The sequence below is a fragment of the Burkholderia sp. BCC0398 genome (assembly GCF_902833245.1).
GTDB lineage: Bacteria > Pseudomonadota > Gammaproteobacteria > Burkholderiales > Burkholderiaceae > Burkholderia > Burkholderia sola.
In genome coordinates, this window is the sequence record NZ_CADFEM010000007.1 from 121,869 (window position 1) to 143,544 (window position 21,676).

At 60.2% G+C, this 21,676-nt stretch carries 18 protein-coding genes, 1 tRNA gene and 1 pseudogene; 10 read left to right on the forward strand and 10 right to left on the reverse strand.

From position 1 onward, the window contains the following. Nucleotides 1-7 precede the first annotated feature (7 nt). Complete coding sequence (locus HWX76_RS17150) at nucleotides 8-1,687, reverse strand: nitrite/sulfite reductase (RefSeq protein WP_124554760.1); 1,680 nt, start codon at nucleotides 1,685-1,687, stop codon at nucleotides 8-10. Nucleotides 1,688-1,901: 214 nt separating this feature from the next. Here HWX76_RS17150 and HWX76_RS17155 point away from each other — a divergent pair, with 214 nt between their 5' ends. The 4 genes from HWX76_RS17155 (at nucleotide 1,902) to HWX76_RS17170 (ending at nucleotide 5,650) form a co-directional block, all read left to right on the forward strand. Continuing rightward, a complete protein-coding gene (locus HWX76_RS17155) occupies nucleotides 1,902-2,843 on the forward strand; it encodes a CysB family HTH-type transcriptional regulator (protein WP_006478072.1) in 942 nt (313 codons plus the stop codon). Between the two features lie 64 nt (nucleotides 2,844-2,907). Beyond that, a complete protein-coding gene (locus HWX76_RS17160) occupies nucleotides 2,908-4,083 on the forward strand; it encodes an ABC transporter substrate-binding protein (protein ID WP_050012081.1) in 1,176 nt (391 codons plus the stop codon). Between the two features lie 95 nt (nucleotides 4,084-4,178). Next, a tRNA-Leu gene (locus tag HWX76_RS17165) sits at nucleotides 4,179-4,263 on the forward strand. A 172-nt stretch (nucleotides 4,264-4,435) separates the two neighbouring features. Next, nucleotides 4,436-5,650, forward strand: coding sequence for an integrase arm-type DNA-binding domain-containing protein (locus tag HWX76_RS17170; protein ID WP_028201415.1), 1,215 nt, complete (start codon nucleotides 4,436-4,438; stop codon nucleotides 5,648-5,650). A gap of 615 nt (nucleotides 5,651-6,265) precedes the next feature. Here HWX76_RS17170 and HWX76_RS36695 read toward each other — a convergent pair. The 7 genes and pseudogenes from HWX76_RS36695 to HWX76_RS17210 all read right to left on the reverse strand — a co-directional run. Beyond that, nucleotides 6,266-6,664: pseudogene (locus tag HWX76_RS36695) on the reverse strand (hypothetical protein); the annotation flags it as partial. A gap of 188 nt (nucleotides 6,665-6,852) precedes the next feature. Beyond that, complete coding sequence (locus HWX76_RS17185; protein ID WP_176016077.1) at nucleotides 6,853-7,200, reverse strand: hypothetical protein; 348 nt, start codon at nucleotides 7,198-7,200, stop codon at nucleotides 6,853-6,855. After that, the gene (locus HWX76_RS17190) at nucleotides 7,193-7,405 is read right to left on the reverse strand and encodes a hypothetical protein (protein WP_043304843.1); all 213 of its coding nucleotides are present in this window, start codon (nucleotides 7,403-7,405) and stop codon (nucleotides 7,193-7,195) included. The genes HWX76_RS17185 and HWX76_RS17190 overlap by 8 nt, the downstream gene beginning before the upstream one ends. Next, complete coding sequence (locus HWX76_RS17195; RefSeq protein ID WP_176016078.1) at nucleotides 7,398-7,700, reverse strand: hypothetical protein; 303 nt, start codon at nucleotides 7,698-7,700, stop codon at nucleotides 7,398-7,400. Before HWX76_RS17195 ends, HWX76_RS17190 begins: the two co-directional genes overlap by 8 nt. Then, on the reverse strand, nucleotides 7,693-7,869 hold the full coding sequence (locus HWX76_RS17200; RefSeq protein WP_045588310.1) for a hypothetical protein: 177 nt from the start codon (nucleotides 7,867-7,869) through the stop codon (nucleotides 7,693-7,695). The genes HWX76_RS17195 and HWX76_RS17200 overlap by 8 nt, the downstream gene beginning before the upstream one ends. A gap of 327 nt (nucleotides 7,870-8,196) precedes the next feature. Then, nucleotides 8,197-8,721 carry a hypothetical protein gene (locus HWX76_RS17205; protein WP_176016079.1) on the reverse strand — a complete coding sequence of 175 codons (525 nt, stop codon included), beginning with the start codon at nucleotides 8,719-8,721 and terminating at the stop codon, nucleotides 8,197-8,199. Next, on the reverse strand, nucleotides 8,718-8,909 hold the full coding sequence (locus HWX76_RS17210; RefSeq protein WP_013699107.1) for an AlpA family phage regulatory protein: 192 nt from the start codon (nucleotides 8,907-8,909) through the stop codon (nucleotides 8,718-8,720). The genes HWX76_RS17205 and HWX76_RS17210 overlap by 4 nt, the downstream gene beginning before the upstream one ends. 620 nt (nucleotides 8,910-9,529) lie before the next feature. Here HWX76_RS17210 and HWX76_RS17215 point away from each other — a divergent pair. From HWX76_RS17215 to HWX76_RS17230, 4 genes are all read left to right on the forward strand, one after another. Continuing rightward, nucleotides 9,530-11,797: an AAA family ATPase gene (locus HWX76_RS17215; RefSeq protein WP_176016080.1), complete on the forward strand. Its 2,268-nt coding sequence runs from the start codon at nucleotides 9,530-9,532 to the stop codon at nucleotides 11,795-11,797. Nucleotides 11,798-11,801: 4 nt separating this feature from the next. Further along, nucleotides 11,802-14,039 (forward strand): restriction endonuclease, encoded by a 2,238-nt coding sequence (locus HWX76_RS17220; RefSeq protein ID WP_176016081.1) that lies wholly within the window; start codon nucleotides 11,802-11,804, stop codon nucleotides 14,037-14,039. 170 nt (nucleotides 14,040-14,209) lie between these two features. Then, complete coding sequence (locus HWX76_RS17225; protein ID WP_176016082.1) at nucleotides 14,210-15,370, forward strand: IS30 family transposase; 1,161 nt, start codon at nucleotides 14,210-14,212, stop codon at nucleotides 15,368-15,370. Between the two features lie 257 nt (nucleotides 15,371-15,627). Next, a complete protein-coding gene (locus HWX76_RS17230) occupies nucleotides 15,628-16,203 on the forward strand; it encodes a recombinase family protein (RefSeq protein WP_060010189.1) in 576 nt (191 codons plus the stop codon). A gap of 369 nt (nucleotides 16,204-16,572) precedes the next feature. Here HWX76_RS17230 and HWX76_RS17235 read toward each other — a convergent pair whose 3' ends face one another. Both HWX76_RS17235 and HWX76_RS17240 read right to left on the reverse strand, forming a co-directional pair. Beyond that, on the reverse strand, nucleotides 16,573-17,667 hold the full coding sequence (locus HWX76_RS17235; protein ID WP_060010187.1) for an NmrA family NAD(P)-binding protein: 1,095 nt from the start codon (nucleotides 17,665-17,667) through the stop codon (nucleotides 16,573-16,575). 185 nt (nucleotides 17,668-17,852) lie between these two features. After that, on the reverse strand, nucleotides 17,853-18,770 hold the full coding sequence (locus tag HWX76_RS17240; protein WP_060010184.1) for a DMT family transporter: 918 nt from the start codon (nucleotides 18,768-18,770) through the stop codon (nucleotides 17,853-17,855). A 99-nt stretch (nucleotides 18,771-18,869) separates the two neighbouring features. Between HWX76_RS17240 and HWX76_RS17245 the strand changes: the two genes are divergently transcribed. Both HWX76_RS17245 and HWX76_RS17250 read left to right on the forward strand, forming a co-directional pair. Further along, on the forward strand, nucleotides 18,870-19,778 hold the full coding sequence (locus HWX76_RS17245; RefSeq protein ID WP_060010182.1) for a LysR substrate-binding domain-containing protein: 909 nt from the start codon (nucleotides 18,870-18,872) through the stop codon (nucleotides 19,776-19,778). Between the two features lie 672 nt (nucleotides 19,779-20,450). Beyond that, nucleotides 20,451-21,353, forward strand: coding sequence for an SDR family oxidoreductase (locus HWX76_RS17250; protein WP_060010179.1), 903 nt, complete (start codon nucleotides 20,451-20,453; stop codon nucleotides 21,351-21,353). Nucleotides 21,354-21,676 lie beyond the last annotated feature (323 nt).

The following is a 21,676-nucleotide window of genomic DNA, read 5'->3' on the forward strand; positions in this document are numbered from 1 at the left end:
CGGTTGGTTACGCGTTCACTGCCTGGCGCGCCGCATACACGCGCTCCTTGAACGGTGCGATGCCGATGCGGTCGTACGTGTCGACGAAGCGCTCGCCGTCGATGCGTGCCTCGACGAACGTATCGATCAGCTTCGCGATCACGTCGGGCACTTCTTCCGCCGAGAACGACGGCCCGATCACGCGGCCGAGGCGCGCGCCGTTGCGGCCCGTGCCCTGCTCGCCGCCGAGCGACACCTGGTACCACTCGGCGCCGTCCTTGTCGACGCCGAGGATGCCGATGTTGCCGACGTGGTGGTGACCGCACGAGTTCATGCAACCGGAAATGTTCAGCGATAGTTCGCCGAGGTCGTACACGTAGTCGAGATCGTCGAAACGCTGCTGGATCGCCAGCGCGATCGGGATCGACTTCGCGTTCGCGAGCGAGCAGAAGTCGCCGCCCGGGCACGCGATGATGTCGGTCAACAGGCCCACGTTCGGCGTCGCGAAACCGGCCGCCTTCGCCTTTTCCCACAGCGCGAACAGGTCGCGCTTCTTCACGTTCGCGAGGATCAGGTTCTGCTCGTGCGACACGCGCAGCTCGCCCAGCGAGTACGCGTCGGCCCAGTCGGCCACCAAGTCCATCTGCGCGTCGGTCGCGTCGCCCGGGGCCACGCGGTGATCCTTCAGCGACAGCGTGACGGCCGCATAGCCCGGCACCTTGTGCGGCGCGACGTTACGCTCGACCCAGCGCGCAAACGCCTTGTTCTCGAGCAGATGCTGTTCGAACGATGCGTCGGTGTCGGGCAGCTTTTCGTAGACGGGCGGCTTGAAGTATTGCGACACGCGATCGAGTTCGGCCTGCGTGAGCGTCGACGGGCCGTCCTTCAGGTGCTGCCACTCTTCCTCGACCTGCTGCGCGAACTTCGCCGGCGACAGCGCCTTCACGAGGATCTTGATCCGCGCCTTGTACAGGTTGTCGCGGCGGCCGTAGCGGTTGTACACGCGCAGCACGGCTTCGCAGTACGTGAGCAGGTGCTGCCACGGCAGGTCTTCCTTGATCACCGCGCCGATGATCGGCGTGCGGCCGAGGCCGCCGCCCGCGAGGATGCTCGCGACCACCTCGCCCTGCGCGTTCTTCTTCAGGTACACGCCGAGGTCGTGGATCTGCACGGCCGCGCGGTCGTGCTTCGAGCCCGACACCGCGATCTTGAACTTGCGCGGCAGCCACGCGAATTCGGGATGGAACGTCGACCACTGGCGCAGGACCTCGGCCCACGGGCGCGGATCGATCTCTTCGTCCTGGGCGACGCCGGCGAACTGGTCGGCCGTGATGTTGCGGATGCAGTTGCCCGACGTCTGGATCCCGTGCATCTGCACCGACGCGAGCTTCGCGAGGATCTCGGGCGTGTCTTCGAGCTCGATCCAGTTGAACTGGATGTTCGAGCGCGTCGAGAAGTGACCGTAGCCGCGGTCGTGTTCGCGGGCGATGCGGGCCAGCATCCGGAGCTGGTCGCTGCGCAGGTTGCCGTACGGAATCGCGATGCGGTGCATGTACGCATGGCGCTGCATGTACAGGCCGTTCTGCAGACGCAGCGGACGGAATTCGTCTTCGCTCAACTCGCCCGACAGCCGGCGGCGCACCTGGTCGCGGTACTGCGCGACTCGCTCGTCGACGATCGTCTGGTCGTATTGGTCGTACTGATACATTCGGGGACCCCAGGGTTTTCGTGGTGACCGCGCGACGTCCTAGCCACGTCGCGCCCGAATCTCCGTTCCATCGTCATCGCCGCCAACCGAGGCCGGCTGGATTGCTAATGACGAAAACAGATATCCATATTTGAAAAACTCCGGTGAATCGTAATAAACTCGCCTTATATTTCAAACGACTAAAAAATTCTGTTGATATGCGGAAGGGTTATAAATGAACCTGCACCAATTTCGCTTCGTGCGCGAGGCCGTCCGGCAGAATTTCAACCTCACCGAGGCCGCCAAGGCGCTCTACACGTCGCAACCAGGGGTGTCGAAGGCGATCATCGAGCTCGAGGACGAGCTGGGCGTGGAGATCTTCACGCGGCACGGCAAGCGCGTGCGCTCCCTCACCGAGCCGGGCCGGATCATCCTCGCGTCGGTCGAGCGGATTCTCCAGGAAGTGGAAAGCCTGAAAAGGGTCGGAAAAGATTATGCGGCGCAGGACCAGGGCAACCTGACCATCGCGGCGACCCACACGCAGGCCCGCTACTCGCTGCCGGCCGCGATCGCCGAGTTCAAGAAGCGCTTCCCGAAGGTGCACCTGTCGATCCTGCAAGGCAGCCCGACGCAAGTAGCCGAGATGGTGATCCACGACCAGGCCGATCTCGCGATCGCGACCGAGGCGATCTCCGACTACAAGGAGCTCGTGTCGCTGCCGTGCTTCCAGTGGCATCACGCGGCCGTCGTGCCGGCCGACCATCCGCTGCTCGAACGCAAGCCGGTCACGCTGGACGATCTCGCCCAATACCCGCTGATCACGTACGACGACGCGTTCGCGGGCCGCAAGAAGATCAATCATGCGTTCGCGCTGCGCGGGCTGTCGCCGGACATCGTGCTCGAGGCGATCGACGCCGACGTGATCAAGACCTATGTCGAACTCGGCCTCGGCGTCGGCATCATGGCCGACATCGCGTTCAATCCCGAGCGCGATCGCGGCCTGCGGCTGATCCCGGTCGGCCACCTGTTCGGCAGCAACGTGACGCGCGTCGCGCTCAAGCAGGGCGCCTACCTGCGCAGCTATGTGTATACGCTCGTCGAACTGCTGTCGCCGACGCTGAACCGCAAGCTGATCGAACAGGCGCTCAAGGGCGAAGCCGAATCGTATGAGCTTTGACGGACAGGTATGAACACAGGGGCGCCTGTCGCGCCCCGTTTTGTTGCCCGACGGAGATTCCCGCATGACGCTTCCCGCCCTGCCACGGCTGCCCGCCTCGTTGCGCCGCGCCGCCGGCGCCGCCCTCGTACTGGCCTGCGCGGCCGCGCATGCCGACCTGAAGGTCGGCGTCGACCTGTCGTCGACCGGCCCGGCCGCCGCGATCGGCATCACGAGCAAGAACGCGATCCTGATGTGGCCGAAGACGATCGCCGGGCAGCCCGTGCAGGTCACGGTGCTCGACGACGCGTCCGATCCGGGCGCCGCGGTGCGCAACATCCGCAAGCTGGTCGACGAGGATCACGTCGACGTCGTGGTCGGCCCGAACATCACGCCGGCCGCGCTCGCGGCGCTCGACGCGGTGGCCGCCGCGCAGACGCCGATGATCACGCTGGTCGGCTCGGGCTCGATCGTCGAGCCGCAGGAAGGCGCGCGAACCTGGGCGTTCAAGATGGCGCAGAGCGACCGCGCGATGGCCGACGTGATGACGCGCTACATGGCCAACCACGGCGTGAAAACGGTCGGCTTCATCGGCTTCGCGGACAGCTATGGCGACAGCTGGCTCAACGAATTCACGCGCTTCGCGGACCTGCGCAAGATCCGCGTGATCGCGACCGAGCGCTTCAACCGCACCGACGCGAGCGTCACGGGTCAGGCGCTGAAGCTGATCGCGGCGAAACCCGACGCGATCCTGATCGCCGGCGCGGGCACGCCGACCGTGCTGCCGCAGCGCACGCTGATCGAGCGCGGCTACAAGGGCGCGATCTACCAGACGCACGGGATCGCGACGCCGGAATTCATCAAGCTCGGCGGCAAGGATGTGGACGGGACGCTGTTCCCGACCCAGCCGGTCGTCGTCGCGCGCACGTTGCCGGCCGACCATCCGGCCCGCCAGGCCGCGCTCGCGTTCGTCGATGCGTACGAGACGAAGTACGGCGCCGGCACGGTCACGCAGTTCGCGGGCGATGCGGCGGGCGTGTATCCGCGCCTCGCCGATGCGGTCGGCCGTGCGCTGAAGGCCGCGCAGCCCGGCACGCCGGCCTTCCGCACGGCGCTGCGGCGCGAACTCGAACGCGCGCACGAGCTCGTCGTGCCGAACGGCGTCGTCAATACGAGCGACAAGGATCACGTGGGGCTCGACCAGCGCGCGAGCGTGATGGGGATCGTGAAACAGGGCCGGTTCGTCTATCTGAGCCAGTGACTTGCATGCCGGGCACCGGGCTGCTTGCCCGGTGCCCCGTTTTCCGCCATAATCCGCGTTTCGCCGCGCACCACCGTATGCGCGGCCAGGATCAAGCCCAGGTGGTGAAATTGGTAGACGCAGGGGACTCAAAATCCCCCGCCGCAAGGCGTGCCGGTTCGATTCCGGCCCTGGGCACCATGACGTAGTTCCGGGAAATTCCCGGAAGTCCCAAAACCCGCGACAGCACAAGGCTTCGCGGGTTTTTTCATTCCGGCAAAGTGCCGTGTGGTGCGTAGACAGCCGGGGGCAAGCGGGGGCAACATTGGGGGCAACCCATCTGAAATTGCCTTACCTGTCAGGAGTTGCCCCCGTGCCATTAACCGATACAGCCATCCGGAACGCCAAGCCTGCCGACAAGCCCGTGCGCCTGTTCGACGGAGGCGGCCTCTATCTGGAAATCGCCCCGAGCGGGGGCAAGTGGTGGCGCCTCAAATACCGATTTGGGGGCAAGGAAAAGCGCTACTCGCTCGGCGTCTACCCGGAAGTTACATTGGCGACCGCACGGAAGAAGCGCGACGAAGCCCGTGAAAAGCTCGCTGCCGGCATCGATCCGGGTGAAGCGAAGAAGGCGGAAAAAAGAGCCAGCCTGCTCGCAGCCGCCCATTCGTTTGAGGTTGTCGCTCGCGGCTGGATGGACGAGCGCAAGACGACCGTGGAGCCAGCGCAGCATGCCAAGACGCTCGCCCGCATGGAGAACGATGTATTCCCATGGCTCGGCAAGCGCCCTATCGCTGAAATCGACGCCCCGGAGATACTGGTCGTGCTGAAGCGCGTAGACGGGCGTGGAGCCAGATTTACCGCCCATCGCATCCGCAGCGAGATTAGCCGGGTATTCCGCTATGGCATCAAAGAGGGGCACTGCAAGGCCGATCCGGCCCGCGATCTGGTAGATGCAATCCCGCCCGCCCAGACAACACACTTTGCCTCAATCACTGAGCCGGAGAAAGTGGGCGAGATGCTTCGCGCGTTCGACGGCTTCACGGGCACGTTCCCGGTTCTCTGCGCGCTCAAGCTAGCCCCCATGCTGTTCGTTAGGCCGGGCGAGTTGCGGAAAGCAGAATGGGCGCAATTCGACCTCGACAAAGGAGAATGGCGCTATTTCGTCAACAAAACGAAAACGGATCACCTTGTTCCGCTGGCCGCGCAGGCTGTCACGATTTTGCGCGAGCTTCACGCCCTGACTGGCGAAGGCGTCTACGTGTTCCCCGGTGCTCGCGACCGAAATCGGCCGATGAGCGAGGCCGCTATCAATGCAGCCCTTCGTCGGCTCGGCTACGACACTCGCACCGAGATTACCGGTCACGGCTTCCGGGCAATGGCACGGACGATCCTGCATGAAGAGCTGGAGGAAAAGCCGGAAGTGATCGAGCACCAACTAGCGCATACGGTCCCTGACAGCCTTGGGCGGGCGTACAACCGAACAAAGTTCATCAAGGCACGACGCTCGATGATGCAACAGTGGGCGGACTACCTCGACAAGCTCAAAGCCGGGGCGGAAATCATTCCGATCGCGGCGGCAAGATAGACCCGTGCCCCACGCGTATGACCCCCTTGCCGCGCACCCCCCACCGATTTTTCAGAGTTGGCACCGCACTGTCGGTCCCCCTGCATGTCGGTATGAATATGACCCCCCTTAGGCGCGCCGGGAGTAGGAAAAACACGCGGGTGTGAGCCCCCGCGTCTTTGCCCTAGACGCAGGGTCCCCCGCATTCCGGCCGTCCTGACACTTGCGGCCGGCGCAACAATGCCCGACCGAGGCGCGTCGCGGACACCCCCTCGAAAACACGTCATCGACGCCCGTCAAATCCGGGAGAGCCGCGCCCTGCCTGGCTTCGCGGTCGACGCGGTCGGTCGACACGTGTCCGCTCAGTGCAAAACGAGTTGGAGATTTGGAGATAAACGCTTGAATCGGCCGCAAAGCCTTATGGGGTAAGGCTTCGCATGTCTCCAAACGATTTGGAGAACGCTGGAGATACTGGAGATAAACCGGGCTGGATTGTTACGGCTGAGGCAAGATTCGCGGCAGCCGCCCGTCCAGTTCCGTCTGGAGCGTATCGCTCAAAGTAACTTTGACGCACGGGCCAAAAATGCCGCGCAAAGGAATGCCCGCCACCGCCCTCCCGGACGGCGGCGGCGTCTTTCACAGTTCGAGCGTGAAGATGGACGGCAGCACGCGATAGACCATGAACTTGCCGTGACCGGGGATGTACTCCTGCCGGTATGGATAGCCGTCGCTACGTGGCATCAGCACGCCCCGCTTCATCAGTGCCTTGGCGACGATCTTGTGATCGAAGCCGGCGCACACGTCCTTGCGAAACACGGCTGCTTCGATCAGGTATTCCGTCTCGACGCTTTCCGCGTCGTCGGCGCTCATCTTGCCGCCGAACTCGGCGTAATACTCGCGATCGGAGGCGATGGGCGTGCGCCGCTCGTCGCGCTTCACGTGCTGCTTGAAGCCCGCTCGATGCGGCACGTTCGGCCGATGGTCGTCCTGCGCCCGGTTCATCCACACGAAACGGTTGTCGCCGTGCGCGGCGAGGCTCGACTTGCCCGATTTCATCGAGAATCAGCAGCGCGTCGCTATGCTGCGTGGCGACTGCTTCGAGCTCCATCGCATCGCTGATCCGCGTACCGATGCGGTTGCGATCGGGGCGGTTCACCTCGGCCACGAAGTGCGAGGCGAGCGGTTGCACGGCGTTCTTGTTCGTCTTTGCCATGGCCGCGCCCTCAATGCGTCGTGCGCGGTTCGCGCGTGACGAGGCCGAGCGCCGCGAACAGGTGCTGCTGTACGCGCCCCATCAGGCCGGCCGCGAACGCTTGGCGGCTGATCGTCACGCGGTGCGCGTCGACAACGCCTGCGTCCTGCATAGAGGCTTCCATGCCGCGCGCGAACGCGGCGGCTTGATGTGCCGCGTAGTCGTGCAGTCGCACGTCGCCTTTCAGGTCGAGCCATGCGTCGGCGCAGATCGCGCCCAGGTCGACGGCGAATTGCAGCTCGATCGGAGCGCCGGTATCGAGCGGCGGTGCGTTGTCGAAGCCATTGATAACCGCGGTTCGGATGCGCTGATCAGTCATGGCACGCCTCCGGTTGCGCGGTACGGCGCATTTCGGCCGAATACCGGCTCGCAACGCCTTGCCCCATGTCGACGAGCGCTCGCTCGTAGGTGCCCTCCGCAAGATGCGACCGGACAGCATCGAACAGGGCTTCGAGCTGGGCGAACTGATGGGCCGCACACATCGCGATCATCGTGACTTCGTTCGGCAGGCGGTATTTAGACATGGCGCACCTCCAGAATCGAAGCGAGGAGTTGCCGGACGTCGATCGCGCAATCCAGCTCCGCTTCGCCGCGAATCGGCGTGAGGTTCCAGTCAAAGACGGCCGCGTGCGCGAAATCGCCGGACCGGCGACCGCAAACGCTACGCCCCGAGACAGGGCCGCCCAAGATCCGCACGCGCCAATCGTGGTCGGGCGTCGGCTGAGCCGATGCAACCTCAACCAGCATGCCGATACGCGAACGTGCATCGCACTTCGTGACGATCGCCAGATCGCCAATCTTGCAGCGCAGCTCAGCCATGGCGCACCTCCGCACGCACGAGCGCGGCGATCGCTGCCAGTGCCGCGCCGGTTGCGTCGAGCGCGTCTTGATACGTGCTGGCGGTTGCCGCGTCGCGCAGTGCTGCGCGGACGATGGATTGAATGAGGTGGGATTGCTGCCCGGTATGGGCGTGCGAGGGCTGGCGCATTGAATGCGACCTCCTTGGACGGGTTGACGAACCCGGCCCCATCGCCAAATGGGGTGGCCGGGCACAAGGCAGGGTTGGCGAACCGGCGTCCAAGGGAACCGGCGTGCGCGAACGCACCCCCACCAAGGCCCGACCATAGAAGGCGCAAGGTGTACGGACGTAAAAAAACCGCGCGAAGGCGGTTGTCCGCCTTGGAGCATCTCCGGTCGCCAAACCGGGTCACTGTTGTCTCAGCGACGCGCACAGAATACCGCGCGATGCTGGACGACGCAAATCGCGACGCCCCTCGCCGTGTATTGCCTAGTGCAAAGCGACTTTGGGGGAGCATCAGGCGGCCTCCCCCTTGAGCACAGCGGTCGCCAGCTTGAGCTGTTCGATATCCAGTCGCGAGCTGCCCTGCGCCAGTGATTGGCCGAGCGCGACGCCTCGCAGCAGGGCGCTAACTTGCAAACGGCGCGTCCCGTCCGTGCACTGCGCATCGATGTCGTTGTAAAGCGCGCGATAGGCTTTCCGCAGCTGTCGATACTGTCGACGACGATAGTTCGCCGAATCCTGTTCAGCAGCGGCGATCGCCTGGACGAACTTCTCGCAGGCGGTGCCAAGTTGCTTTGTCGTCAGACGCGGGGCTTCGAGCGCGAGCGTCGAGGCGAGCGTGACGGCGATCGCTACGAGCTTCCCGGCGTCGTCGCCACGGTTCCAGAAGCAGCCCTCGATGTCATCGAGGATTCCTGCGAGCTTGCGGAGGCGGGCGTCGCGGCAACGCACGAACGCGGCGTCGCGGGCCGTGACGGCCGTGCCCATCGCGCGACCATACGGGCCGCCGCGACTGATCAGCGGGGCATGCGTGCTCATGCCTGCCCCCGTGTGGACTGACGGGATTCAACCCATTGCTGGACGTCTGTGGCGCGCCAACCGACGCTCCTGGCCCCTAACTGGACCGGTGCTGGAAACTTGCCTTCGCGAATCCAGCGATACAGCGTTGTTTTCTTGACGCCGACGCAATCCAGCACACCAATAAGTCGAAGAATCTTAAGTGCCATTTTCTGTTCAGAAATGGCCTGTTCCGCAAGAAGGAGGAAAACGGCGGCAATAAACCGCGCCGTACTATCAAAGTACGGGCGCAATGAAGTTCGCGGGAGAGGCACAAAGTAACTTTGCACGGCGCGCCGCGCGCGGTATCATTCGTCCTAACAAGAGCTATGCGTTTCCTAGGCGCGGTGGCTCTTGTGGTTCCTCCAATTATGGAACAGGCAGCCAAGCCAAAAAATCGCCGGTGGGTGTGTTGGTAGCACGCCCCCGGCACCCTCTCGTCAGCGCGACGAAAATATGCTCAACGACTGAGCATTCCCCGCCTTTTTTCCTTGCATCGCCCACAGATTCCTAGAGCCGTGTTCGATTAGGTGCCAACAAGTACCGCAATTATATCGAAAGGTCTGCCCCCAAAAAAGACTTGTCTCGGATTATCTAAGACCGCAATACATGGCTTCACTGTTCGGCCAAGAGCGGAAAAGATAAGATGTGAGCGACTGCTATAGACCGGTGTGCAACGCTCGATGGAAAACTATGAACGCCAGCGACCTCATAAGGCGGGCTTTCACTTCCGCAAAGTGGTGTCACCAAACGCTTACGGTAATCTCGCGTTAAAGATCAGAGAGGCGACATGCTGAAGAGCATCGAGAAGATCAAGGGGCTCGGCGTTTATCAAAACTACAGTAAGCCTGCAGGCACGCAAGACTTCGGGATCAAGAATCTCATCTACGGCTGGAACTACTCCGGGAAGACCACCCTCTCCCGCCTGTTCGCTCAGCTTGAGACCAAATCGGCCAATCCCGACTTGTCCGGCTGTGAATTCACGCTTGAGACTGCCGATGATTCGATCACCGAGGAGAACTTCAGCCGGTGCAGTCTGTCGGTTCGGGTCTTCAATTCGGATTTCGTCCGCGCTAATTTGCACTTCGAAGGCGGGAGCTTCAACCCCATCCTGCTGCTAGGCAAGGATTCCGAGGAGGCGCAACGGAAGATCGATCAGCTCAGCAAGCGAATCCAGCGCTCAGACGAGGTTCAACGCAAACTGAACGGTAAGGTCGAAGAACTGAAGACGCGGATAGCGCAGGCCAAGACCGACACTGCCAAGTTCATCCGCCAACGCCTTAAGGTTGATCCCTATACGGCCACACATCTCGGCCAGGACCTCGTCGCAGTCGGCGTCCTTGAATCCCAACAACTCTTAACGGAGAAGGAACTCGCCGATGCAATTGAGCTTGCGTTGACGCCTGACTCCAAGAAGCCCAGCACGGTCGAGGAACTGAGCGCTTCTCCGTCTATCGAGGGTCTCCACAAGGAGGCTGTAACGGTTCTCGCCGCCACGCCAAGTTTCTCCAATACCATCAAGCACCTTGAGGAGAACCCTGCCATTGAACGCTGGGTCCAAGGTGGCCTGGCCCTGCATCCTGGTGCTGGGACGTGTGAATTCTGCGGGAACAGTTTATCCCAGGATCGCCTCGAAGCCTTTCGAGCGCATTTCTCGAAAGATCTCGCTGAACACAAGGAGCGGGTCGATGGTCTTCTTGAACGTGTGAAGGCGGCCGTTTTCAGTCTGAATTGGCCCAAGGCGGCTGAAATTAACGCTCAGTTTCGCGAAAGCTATACCGCCGCCCTCAAAGCGCTGCCCTCGACCATCGACGCGTTCAATCTGGCGATAGGGAAACTGGCTGACGAAGTGCAACGTAAGGCAGACGACTCCCGCAAAGCTATGGCGCCCACGCCTTTGGCGGCTGGTCTGGAAAAAGGGATCAAGGACGCAGTTGCCGCAGTCAACCTCGTCATCAAGCAAAACAACGAGTTGGCCTCAAATTTCACTAAGGCAAGAGCCGATGCATCGAGGCGGGTTCGATACCACTACGTCCAGCAATTTAAGGACGACCAGGATGCTACAGGCTTGGAGCAACAGAAAACACTGCTCGCCAAGCGGTCCGACCGTCTCAAGACCTATGCCGCAAGGCTGAGGCCGGAGATCAGCCGTCTTCAGGCTCAGATCAGTCAAGCGCAACAAGGTCGGGAAAAGATCAACGAACGTCTAGCATCCATGTTGGGCAGTGAAGCTGTCCAGATCGAGGTCGTCAAGGATGCAGCAGGCCAGGAGCGCTTTCAATTGGTCCGGAAGACGGGAGCCGTTGCCAAGAATATGAGTGACGGAGAACGCACGGCAGTTGCCTTCTCGTACTTTCTGACAAAGCTCCAGGAGATCAAACCCGCGGAATTCAAGGAGACCATCGTCTACATCGACGATCCCATCTCGAGCCTCGACGCCAGTCACATCTTTCAGGTGACCGCCGCGATCCGGGCACTGTTCTTCACTCAGCAGGAGAAGAACGCTCCTTGGCAGACCACCTGCAAGCAACTGTTCATCTCCACGCACAACTTCGAATTCTTCAACCTGCTCAGAGAAATCAAGCCCGTGGCAAGCAACAAGGGAGCGCGGCTATACCTGATTAGACGGATCGCCGAAAAATCCTCGACGTTAGAGGACATGCCGGCCTCGCTAGCACGCTATCAGTCTGAATATCACTTCCTGTTTGATGTCATCCATCGTTTCCACAAGGCGCCCGACAAGACCGTTCACGAAGTGCTGATGCTGCTGCCAAACGCCATGAGGCGCTTCATCGAACTCTACACGTACTCTAGGCTTCCTGGGCCAAAGGACACGGAACAGGTCGACGAGCGAACTGAAATTCTGTTCGGGGTCGAGCGTGCAAAGCGGATCCTTAAGATCTTCCACTACTTCAGCCACGGCAACACACTGGACCGGCTCGCTGGAAACAACGAGTTGATCTTCGACCTAGAGCATGCGGTCAAGGACCTGATAGATGCCATCACTGAGACTGACAAGCCACACATGGATGCCCTGATCGCGGCCTCCCAAGGGTGACGGCATGTACGACTTTCGCACCCTGTCGCCGATCGACTTCGAACTGCTCGTGCGTGACCTGCTGCAAGCGGAGTTTGGCATCACAATGGAAAGCTTTGGTCCCGGCAAGGATGGCGGAATCGACTTCCGCTTTTCCATGGCGGACCAGGATGTCGTAGTGCAAGCTAAGCATCACGTTGAAGGCGGGGCACGGAGCCTTCTTCGAGCGGCGATAAGAGAGAATTGCAAAGTTCTGAAACTGGCTCCGAGCCGGTACATTCTGGTCACATCTTTGTCGCTTACCCCGGCGCTGAAGAGCAAAATCATTCAAGCGATGCCGTCCACGCCGGTCAGCGCTGGAGACGTACTGGGCCGCGAGGATCTTAATAACCTTTTGGGCCTCCATCCACACGTGCTGCGTCAGCATTTCAAGCTTTGGTTGACCAGCACGGAAGTCCTTGAGCGAATCTTGCACAGTGCGGTCTACAACCGGACCGATGCCGAGTTGACCCGCATCAGGCAACTTGTCCCCAAGTTCGTGCATAACGCCAGTTTGGCCGAGGCAGAGAAGATATTGGACGATCGTGGCGCACTGATCATCGCTGGTGAGCCAGGGGTCGGAAAGACCACCCTTGGCCGAATGCTGCTCTGGCTCCACATGGAGCAGAATTGGAAGGTCTTCGTCGTGGACGATCTGCAGGAGGCGATGGCGGTCAGTACCGCCGGCGAGAAGCGACTCATCTTTCTCGACGATTTCCTGGGCCAGATCAGCCTGACGAATGAACTGCTAGGAACGGTGGATCAGCGTCTGCCGGTATTCCTGGATCGACTTCGAAACAACAAAGATCTTCGCTTTATCCTGACGACCAGGCTTTACCTGTTAAACCAGGCACAGATTCAATCAGACAAGCTTTCGTCTCCACGAGTGGCTGCAAGCGAGATGACCCTGAATGTCGGGGTCTATACACGCACCATCAAGGCCAAGGTGGTCTTCAACCACATCTACTTTTCGGATCTGGTCGACGAGGAAAAGGCCAAACTCCTGGACGATGACTTCTTTCTGAAGATGATCGACCACCGCAACTTCAGCCCCCGTTTGATCGAGCTGCTGACTTCCGCAGACTACTATTCAGTGGGTGATGAATCTATTCAGGCTACGGTTCTGCGTGTGTTAAACAACCCGGCGGAGTTGTGGGAGCGGCCGTATCGAGCGCACCTAAGCGCTGACGCAAGATGCCTGATGTGGGCCATCTTCTTTGCCGGTCTCTACGTCGGAATGGATCGCTGCTTGCAGTTGTTCAAGCGAATCACCGCTAATGCGGGGCACCAAATCGCTTCATCGGAGGCAGTTTCGCGGTTCCGTACTGGGTTGAAAGAACTGAGCGGGTCGTTTGTTACGGTCGGAGACCAAGAAATTTCCTTCGCAAATCCCGGCATTCGCGATTTTCTGAGCAAGGTCTTCATCGACGACCACCTGCTTCCCATTGTTGTGCGATCCGTTTCGACGATTTACGAGCTGCGAAGCGCATGGAATTTCTTCAGGACGAACATCACGATGTGTTGCGATCAGTTCGGGGACCATGATCTATGGTTAGCCGCCATTGACCGCATCCAAGGTGATAAAAGTACAACCGCGATCGCATCGCTTCGGCTCATCCTTGAGATGTGCGAACACTTGCCGGGTCTTCATATCAAGGCTGTCCTCGACAGGGCGGTTGACGATTTGATGTCGCAGGGAATAGAGGCCAGAGATCACTACGAGTGCTTGTTCTCCCTGCGGCAGTTGAAGCGGCTTCAGGATCGGACAGACGACCTTCTTGATCCAGCCTGCAAAACCCTGACCAATGCTGCGGCAAACATGCTTGCCAATGCTGGCGATGACTTGACGATTGATGAAATCACAAACATTGCTGGCGCACTTGGGCCGCTGACGGAACAACGCGTAGTCCGCAGTGCGGCAAGCGAGGCGCTACAGGGTTTCATTTTTGGCATCGAACACAAACTTTCCGACATCTCCTCTAGTCAAGAACTCGACACATTTCGCGACGATCTTGTTCACGCAGCACAGAAGTATGGCGTCCGCATTGACGCGGCGCTAACGCAAGACATTCAAAATCGCCGCGAGACTCTTGAGAGGCGGGAGGACGAAGAGGACTCCGATCCTTATCAGCAAGCCGGTCCGCAGGACGCAGTTGGCGAAATTTCGGACGCCGAGATCAAGTCGATGTTCTCGCTAATGGCAACCGGCCCCGCCAGTGGATAGCGGGGCTTCTCGAACCGGCCGTTCGTCGAACCAGGTCCAAGCTGGTCAGTGACTGGTAGACGGTCGGAAGCGTGAGTTCGGCCGTAGCCGCCCAACGACTATAACCGCTTGCGGATTCAACCGGTCGATGCAACACACTAGAATCTGCGCAAGCAGTGGAGGTGTTGCAAATGAAGCAGAGGCCGAGGATCTACTATTCTGAGAGTCAGAAAGCACTCATGTGGGACCGCTGGCGCAAAGGTGAAACGATTCATCAAATTGCCAAACTGTTCGATCGGGGCCACTCTTCGATACAGCGGATCCTGTCAGAGGCCGGCGGCATCGAGCCACCGCAAAGACATCGCGCACCGCAGACATTGACGCTCGCGGAACGCGAGGAAATCTCTCGCTGCCTGGTAAGCGGATTATCGATTCGGTCTATCGCGGCCAAGCTGGGACGTGCTCCTTCCACGATCAGCCGCGAGCTGCAGCGCAACGGAGGCAGCCAAGGTTATCGAGCGAGCCGGGCGGATGAGCTCGCCTGGGATCGGGCACGTCGCCCGAAGATTTGCAAATTAGTGAGCAATCAGACGCTGGCGCGAGTTGTCGCTGCAAAGCTGAAGCTGCAGTGGTCCCCTGAGCAGATTTCTGGTTGGCTCAAGCATATGTATGCCGTCAACAAGGACCATCTGGTGTCACACGAGACGATCTATCGGAGCCTCTATATTCAAGCTCGCGGTGCCCTGAAAAAGGAATTGCTTGAACACTTGCGACGCTCTCGAGCGATGCGCCGGTCTCGCCATCACACATTGAAAACCGAAGACCGCACGAACATTCGCGACGCTGTATCGATCAGTGAACGCCCCGCGACGGCGGAGGATCGCGCGATACCCGGGCACTGGGAAGGTGACTTGCTGTTTGGCAACGCGACCAGCCAGATTGCGACTCTTGTCGAACGTCAGAGTCGATACGTGATGCTGGTAAAAGTAGCCGGTAAGGATTCCGAGGCTGTGGTCAACGCGCTGATACGACACGCCAGCAAGTTACCTCGAGAACTATATAAATCGCTGACCTGGGACAGGGGCACGGAAATGGCTGATCACAAACGCTTTACCGTGGCGACCAAGATCCAGGTCTATTTCTGCGATCCGCAGAATCCGTGGCAACGCGGCTCGAATGAAAACATGAACGGACTGCTGAGGCAGTACTTCCCGAAAGGCACCGACGTCTCTGCCTATTCCCAAGCCCAACTCGACGCTGTAGCGAGGCGTCTCAACGAGCGTCCGCGTAAGACGCTAAACTTTGACACACCCGCCCAGCGGTTCCATCAATCTGTTGCATCGACCGGTTGAATCCGCACTGCAAAGCAGACATTGACTAGCAATACTCGAACGACAGCAATGGGGCGGTTGTTCTCGTTCGAATAGTGGCACCTTCCTGTCTGCCCCGCGACCGACCAGAAAGTAATCTGGCCTCCGATCAAATGCGTCTGTCCAAAACCGATCCCTTGCGGACAGGGGCATTTTGCCCTGTCCGTAAATAAGGGCTGAAACGTTTTGGACATTTCCTTATATTCGGACGTCCATTTCGTACAGATTGAGTGCCCGATATGTCCCGAACCTTTGCCTATGCCCGCGTCAGTACGTCCGACCAGACCACCGCGAACCAGTTACGAGAGATCGAGGCGGCCGGCTTCTCGGTCGACAAGCGCCGCGTTGTGTCGGAAAGCATTTCGGGGAGCGTAAGCGCCGATCAGCGGCCGGGGTTTGCGCAGTTGCTCGTCAAGATGGAAGAAGGCGACGTGTTGATCGTGACGAAGCTCGACCGACTCGGCCGCAATGCGATGGACGTGCGGGCCACGGTCGAAGGATTGGCCGAACGCGGTATCCGCGTTCATTGTCTCGCCCTCGGCGGCGTAGATCTGACGAGCGCGGCAGGCCGGATGACGATGCAGGTATTGAACGCGGTGGCCGAATTCGAGCGGGATCTGTTGATTGAGCGCACGCACGCTGGTATCGCTCGCGCGAAGGCGGAAGGCAAGGCGATGGGGCGGCCGTCCGCCCTGTCGGACAAGCAGCGGGCGGACGTGCTGCGCGAGTTGGACGCGGGGGCAAGCGTGGCCGCGCTTGCTCGGCGATTTGGCACGAGCCGCCAGACGATCATGCGGGTACGCGACGCAGTCTAAGCGCGCGCGCCGTTCAACTCACGCCCTGCTAGAGCCCGGCTCGCTGGGTGGTGGAGCGAGCAGCTTAAAGGCGCGAGGCGGCGCATGCGCGGTTCCGGATGGATATCGGTCCGCATTGCCCAAGTGGCAGCACTCCAAAAGTGCGTCCAGTCTCTCATCTGTATAGGACTGGACCAGACCAAGCAGACAGTGTCAGGTTGTCTGACTCAGTTCGGCCATGTCCGGACATTGGCATGTCGTTCCTCGTTGGCCGCCTTGCCGACAGCTTCGGACGTTGAGCGTCGACGATCTTCGCCGGCATCGCAGCGTGAGAAAACGCGTGGCAAGTAGTGAGGCGTTTTGCAGTTGAGCCAGAAGTTCGCGAGGAACTTATAACGCGCCCTTCCTCTTGTCTTCGGACAGCTTCAAGACAGGCGGCGATCTGAGCAGATTTTCAGGCTGAACCCGTTCCCAGAGGCCTCCGTTGCCCAGTGCTCGTCCCAACTGATCTTCGCGCCTGAGCCATTGTTCGACCGTCCTGATTCGCCCGGGATGAATTTCGTCGAGCAATGCGTAGTCTCTCTTGACGATCCCGTACTTCCACAGATTCCAGAAGCCAGTGAAGTTTTCGCGGAAGCTCATCGTACTTTTGTCGCGGAGATCGGCGTTATATCCGGACGGCAAATCGGCTGCGGCCTTGAGCGGTCCGCTCCAGTATGCTTCGAGGTCGGTATCAATATATTGCGCGGGATGTCCGGTCACGGCTTCGAACGCCTCGGCAAGCTTCGCATACTCGACATGCTCGATCGCGACCTCGAGATTCATGCCATTCGCACGCTCCGGATTGTCGAAAAGCCAACGTGCGTAGTACCCGCAGTCCTCAAGCGCTACATGCGGAACGGCGCCGTCACCGAGTGGCACCCGCCACGTAACGACGCCGCTTTCCACGGACGGCGTCATTGGTGTCATTGCCGAGACGGCCATCTCCATATACGGACCGGTCGTAAGCAGCGCGGCGCCCATCCGGTCCCGGTTTGTCAGGTTCTGGAACAGAATCCATTCCCCTACGCGGCCCTTGCCATCATAGTGGCCTGTCCGAAACCGGGAATCGTATCCGGACCTTTTGAGCGCGTAATCGAGGTTTCCGTATACGAAGAACTTGACTCCTTCTTCGATGGCTATTTCATAGCATCGGATGGCCCAATAAATCTCAGTCTTCTCCCCGGTGTTGAATCCATCGAGATTGATATACGCTGCGCTGCAATTACGAAAACCGTCACGCAGGACCGCTTCATCGGCAAACGTGCCCTTCACGATCGAGACGTTCCCAAGAGTGGAGAGCTCGATGGCCCGTCGCGATTCAGGATCTCGGCTCAAGGCGCGCACGGCATATTTGCCGTCGGCGACGAGCGCCCGGATGACGGGCAATCCCTGTGCGCCCGTTCCACCGATGACGAATATGGTCGAGGGGACCCGTGAAGACATGTTTGTTTACGCTGGTATGAGTTGGATAGATTTGCCGACCGCTGCGCGCCGATGGCACGGATGTCAGCTTCATATGGCATCGGGCACCGGTACGCCGACCACTCGCCCGTGAACTTCTGTCGAGATGCCGAATTGCGGTCTGCGCGATATTTCATCGAAGCATTCATTCATACGACACTGCGGCCCTAACCGGCCGCCTTCGCCGGACCGCGCGCCGCGACTGCGCGTGGTTGCCGGCTACGTTGCAGCAGAAACACACCACCGAGGATTGCGCCCATCGCGAACAGTTCGACTGCGCCGATCGGTTCCTGCGCAAGCCACGAACCCATCAGCAACGCAACGACCGGTGGAATGTACGTCACGCTGGACGCGGCCACTGCTCCGAGCCGTCCGACGATGAAGTAATAAAGGATGTAAGCGATCCCGGTGCCCGTCAGACCGAGTCCCAGGACGAGGCCGAGCAGCGCTCGCGCATCGCCCGTCACACGCACGATGCCGTGGAAATCCGTGACGCAGCCGATCAGGACCAGTGCGAAGCCGATCTGCCACGTCGACAGCGCGAGCGGTGAGAGGTCCAGGCCGGAAAGAAAGCGGCGCGCGTACACGAACGAGCAGCCCACGCTGAGCGAGCCGGCGATCATATAGCCGACTCCGAGCAGGTTGACGCCAGCCGCGTGCGCATTCCACGGACGCGCGATCAGCAGTACGCCGACGAATCCGCAGACGATGCCCGCGATCATTCGCGCGTTCGGGCGTTCCTCGCGCAGCAGTGCCCATGCGCACAGGAAGGAAAAAAGCGGGATGGCGCCGCTTAGCATCCCGGCAATGCTCGAGAACAGCAGCCCGGCCCCTTTCGCGAACGCATAGTAGTAAATCACGGTCGCAAGCAGCGACATCACCACGAAGTGGTGAGCGTGCCGAAGATGGCGCCATTTGAGCGCCTTAGTGAATAGCGCGACCGTGAGCAGCGGGATGAAGCCGAAAAGCACGCGCAGGAAGACGATCTGACTGGCAGCCAGATCGACGCTCGCCCACTTCATGAACAGGAAGTTGGTGCCCCAGATGAACCCGAGGGCGGCGAAGGCGAAATAGGCGGGATTCATGTCAGCGCACCAGGAAAGCGGATGAAGTCCCGATTGTGTTCCGCACCGGTGTGCTCTACAAATGATTTAATGTCGACTATGGAATAGAAAAACTGAGCTATGCGATCGACTCCTCCGCTGAAAGCCCTGCCTGCCTTCGAAGCTGCCATGCGGCACGGCAGTTTTACTCTTGCATCCCGAGAACTGAACGTGACGCCTGGTGCGATAGGGCAGCAGATTCAGAAGCTTGAGGAATGGCTCGGCGTTGCCCTGTTCGTGCGCCAGATACGGCAGGTAACGCCCACAGAGGATGGTCGCGCCTACTTCGCGCAGATTCAACCCGCCCTGGCAGAGCTTATTCATGCGAGCCATCGCATTCGTGAGCGTCGCGGTAGCGGCGTGCGGTTGTCGATGCCGCCGAGCTTCGCTGCCAAGTGGTTCGCCCCACGCATGGCCGACTTCCTGCAGGCAAACCCCGGGATTGCGCTGAGCCTGAGCACATCGACAACGATGGTCGACTTCGAACTGGATGGCGTCGATCTCGCGGTTAGGCATTTCGACGGGATGGATGCACGACTATCCGTTCAACTGCTGTGCCATGACGAGGCACGCGCGTATTGCCATCCGGCATACGCGAAGCAGCGCCGATTGAAGCGCCCCGACGATTTGCGCACGGCGACACTGCTCCATAACACGCTACACCCGCACTGGGCCACGTGGCTTGCTCGATTCAGCGGTCTCGACGGTTCGCAGATTGACACCATTACCGGTATCAGGTTCGACCAGTCGTTGATGGCGATCGACGCCGCAGTGCGCGCGCAAGGCGTTGTGCTTACCGGCCCCCTGCTGGTAGAAGCGGAACTGGCTCGTGGAGAACTGATCGAGCCATTCGATAATGCGCTGGCCTTGGACGCCGGATACTACCTCGTCCATCCCGCCAGTGCCGGAACCAAACAGGCGGTTCAATTGCTCAAGGCGTGGTTTGTCGGCAGCATCGCTGTGGGATGTGCGCGACGTGGGGGCATTTAGTCGTCGAATTATTGTCTCAATGACTGCTGTCGGCTCTAATTCCGACGCCGGATAATGCGATTCCGACCGGTAACAATGGGTCGACTTCCGCCGTCGGCGACCACGGCCACCAACGATGCTGCAAAACTACATCGTCGGTCCGGGTTCAGCCATGAAGCGTCATTGGTTTGCGTCAACGGCGAGACGTTGAGGCGTCCCGTCTGGCTCAGGGAGCGGACACCCAAGTCAGGCTATGCGAATTTTCCGATTGGTTGCCCGGCAGGAAGTTCGTGCGTGCCGCGCCAGGCATCGCTAACCATTGACGCAATAACGTCTGGACAAGGTTCATCGCGGATTGCGCGAAGAGAGCGCCGCGATGGATGACCAAGCTGCGCGGCATGGCGTCGGTAACCGCCGGCCGCATTCGTCGGTTTGCGGCCACTTGCAGTGGTTAAGCCACGTCGGGATGGGTTGCCTAAGCAGCCGAAAATTTACACCGGTGAGTTTACTTTTCGCCAAGAAAACTACACTATGCGGTGTACTTCACCGAAGTCATCCCTGCGGGTCCACCCGGACCGTCCAACACCAGACCCATTTCTCAGCTGCACGTGCGTTGTCGGCTGAAGCTGAACGCCTGCCGGCTATCCGCGTCAGAGCCCCGCTTTATCGAATGAACTCATAGGAGAAACGCGAATGTACAAACCTCTTGATCAGCGGGGGCGCCGTATTGTAATTACCGGAGCCAATAGCGGCACCGGCAAGGAGGCGACTAGGCGATTGGTGGCGGCTGGTGCCGACGTCATCATGGCTGTACGCAACGAGTCGAAAGGCGATGCCGCCCGCCGGGATATACGCAAGGAGTTTCCAGGGGCATCGATTGAGGTCCGCACGCTGGATCTCTCAAGCCTCTCGAGTGTGAGGAATTTTGGTCGCCAGTTGCTCGAGGAGGGACGCCCTCTCGACGTGCTCGTAAACAACGCAGGGATCATGATGCCGCCGACCCGTGTACTGAGCTCCGACGGATTCGAGCTACAGTTTGCGACCAATTTCCTAGGCCACTTCGCACTGACCAATCTGCTGTTGCCGCTTCTGCTTGGAGCGAAGTCTCCTCGCGTCGCCACGATGACAAGCAGCGCCGCAATTGGTGCCAAAATCAATTTCGACGACCTTCAAGGCGAAAGGTCGTACAAGCCCATGACGGCGTATGCGCAGTCCAAGTTAGCCTGCCTGCTGTTGGCAAATCGATTGGCAGAAATTGCGCGCGAGCGTGGCTGGCCCCTGCTCAGTACGAGTGCCCATCCAGGCCATACACGCACCAACCTTCAGACGAGCGGTCCGAATATGGGTACTGATTCAACCCGCAAGAGGCTATCGTTCCGACTTGTACCGTCCATGGATGTGAAATGGGCCACGGACTCGCTCTTGCAGGCGGCAGTCGACCCCACAGCGACTCAGGGCGCATTCTACGGCCCCCGCTTTCTGCTCGTCGGGAACTCGCACGTTGCCAAACAGCCCCGATCCGCCACGAGCGCGGATTCGGTTCGCCTGTGGCAAGTAGCAGAAGCATTGACGGCGACGAGTCCACCGCAGGTGTGAAGTGCACCCGCTGCGCGGCCAGCCAGCCCCCGAATCAATCTTGTCGCGATTATGCCGCGCGTCCTCGTGCCGATCACTGACGTGATGCGACGGTTGCAAAGTAACTTTCTAGCGTAACGCCGGCTCGGGGGTGTGGGCGCGCGGGGCGTTCTTTGCGCGCAGCGTTCCAGAAGGCAGGGCAACTCTCAACGTCGTCGTGCGGACGCCATAGCTCAGCAGTCTGTCTCCAACTTTATCTCCAAGAAAATGTGTACTTTGGAGATAGACTTGGAGATAACCACAGCCTTGCCAGACAAGGCTTACAGGCCGATACAACCGTCTAT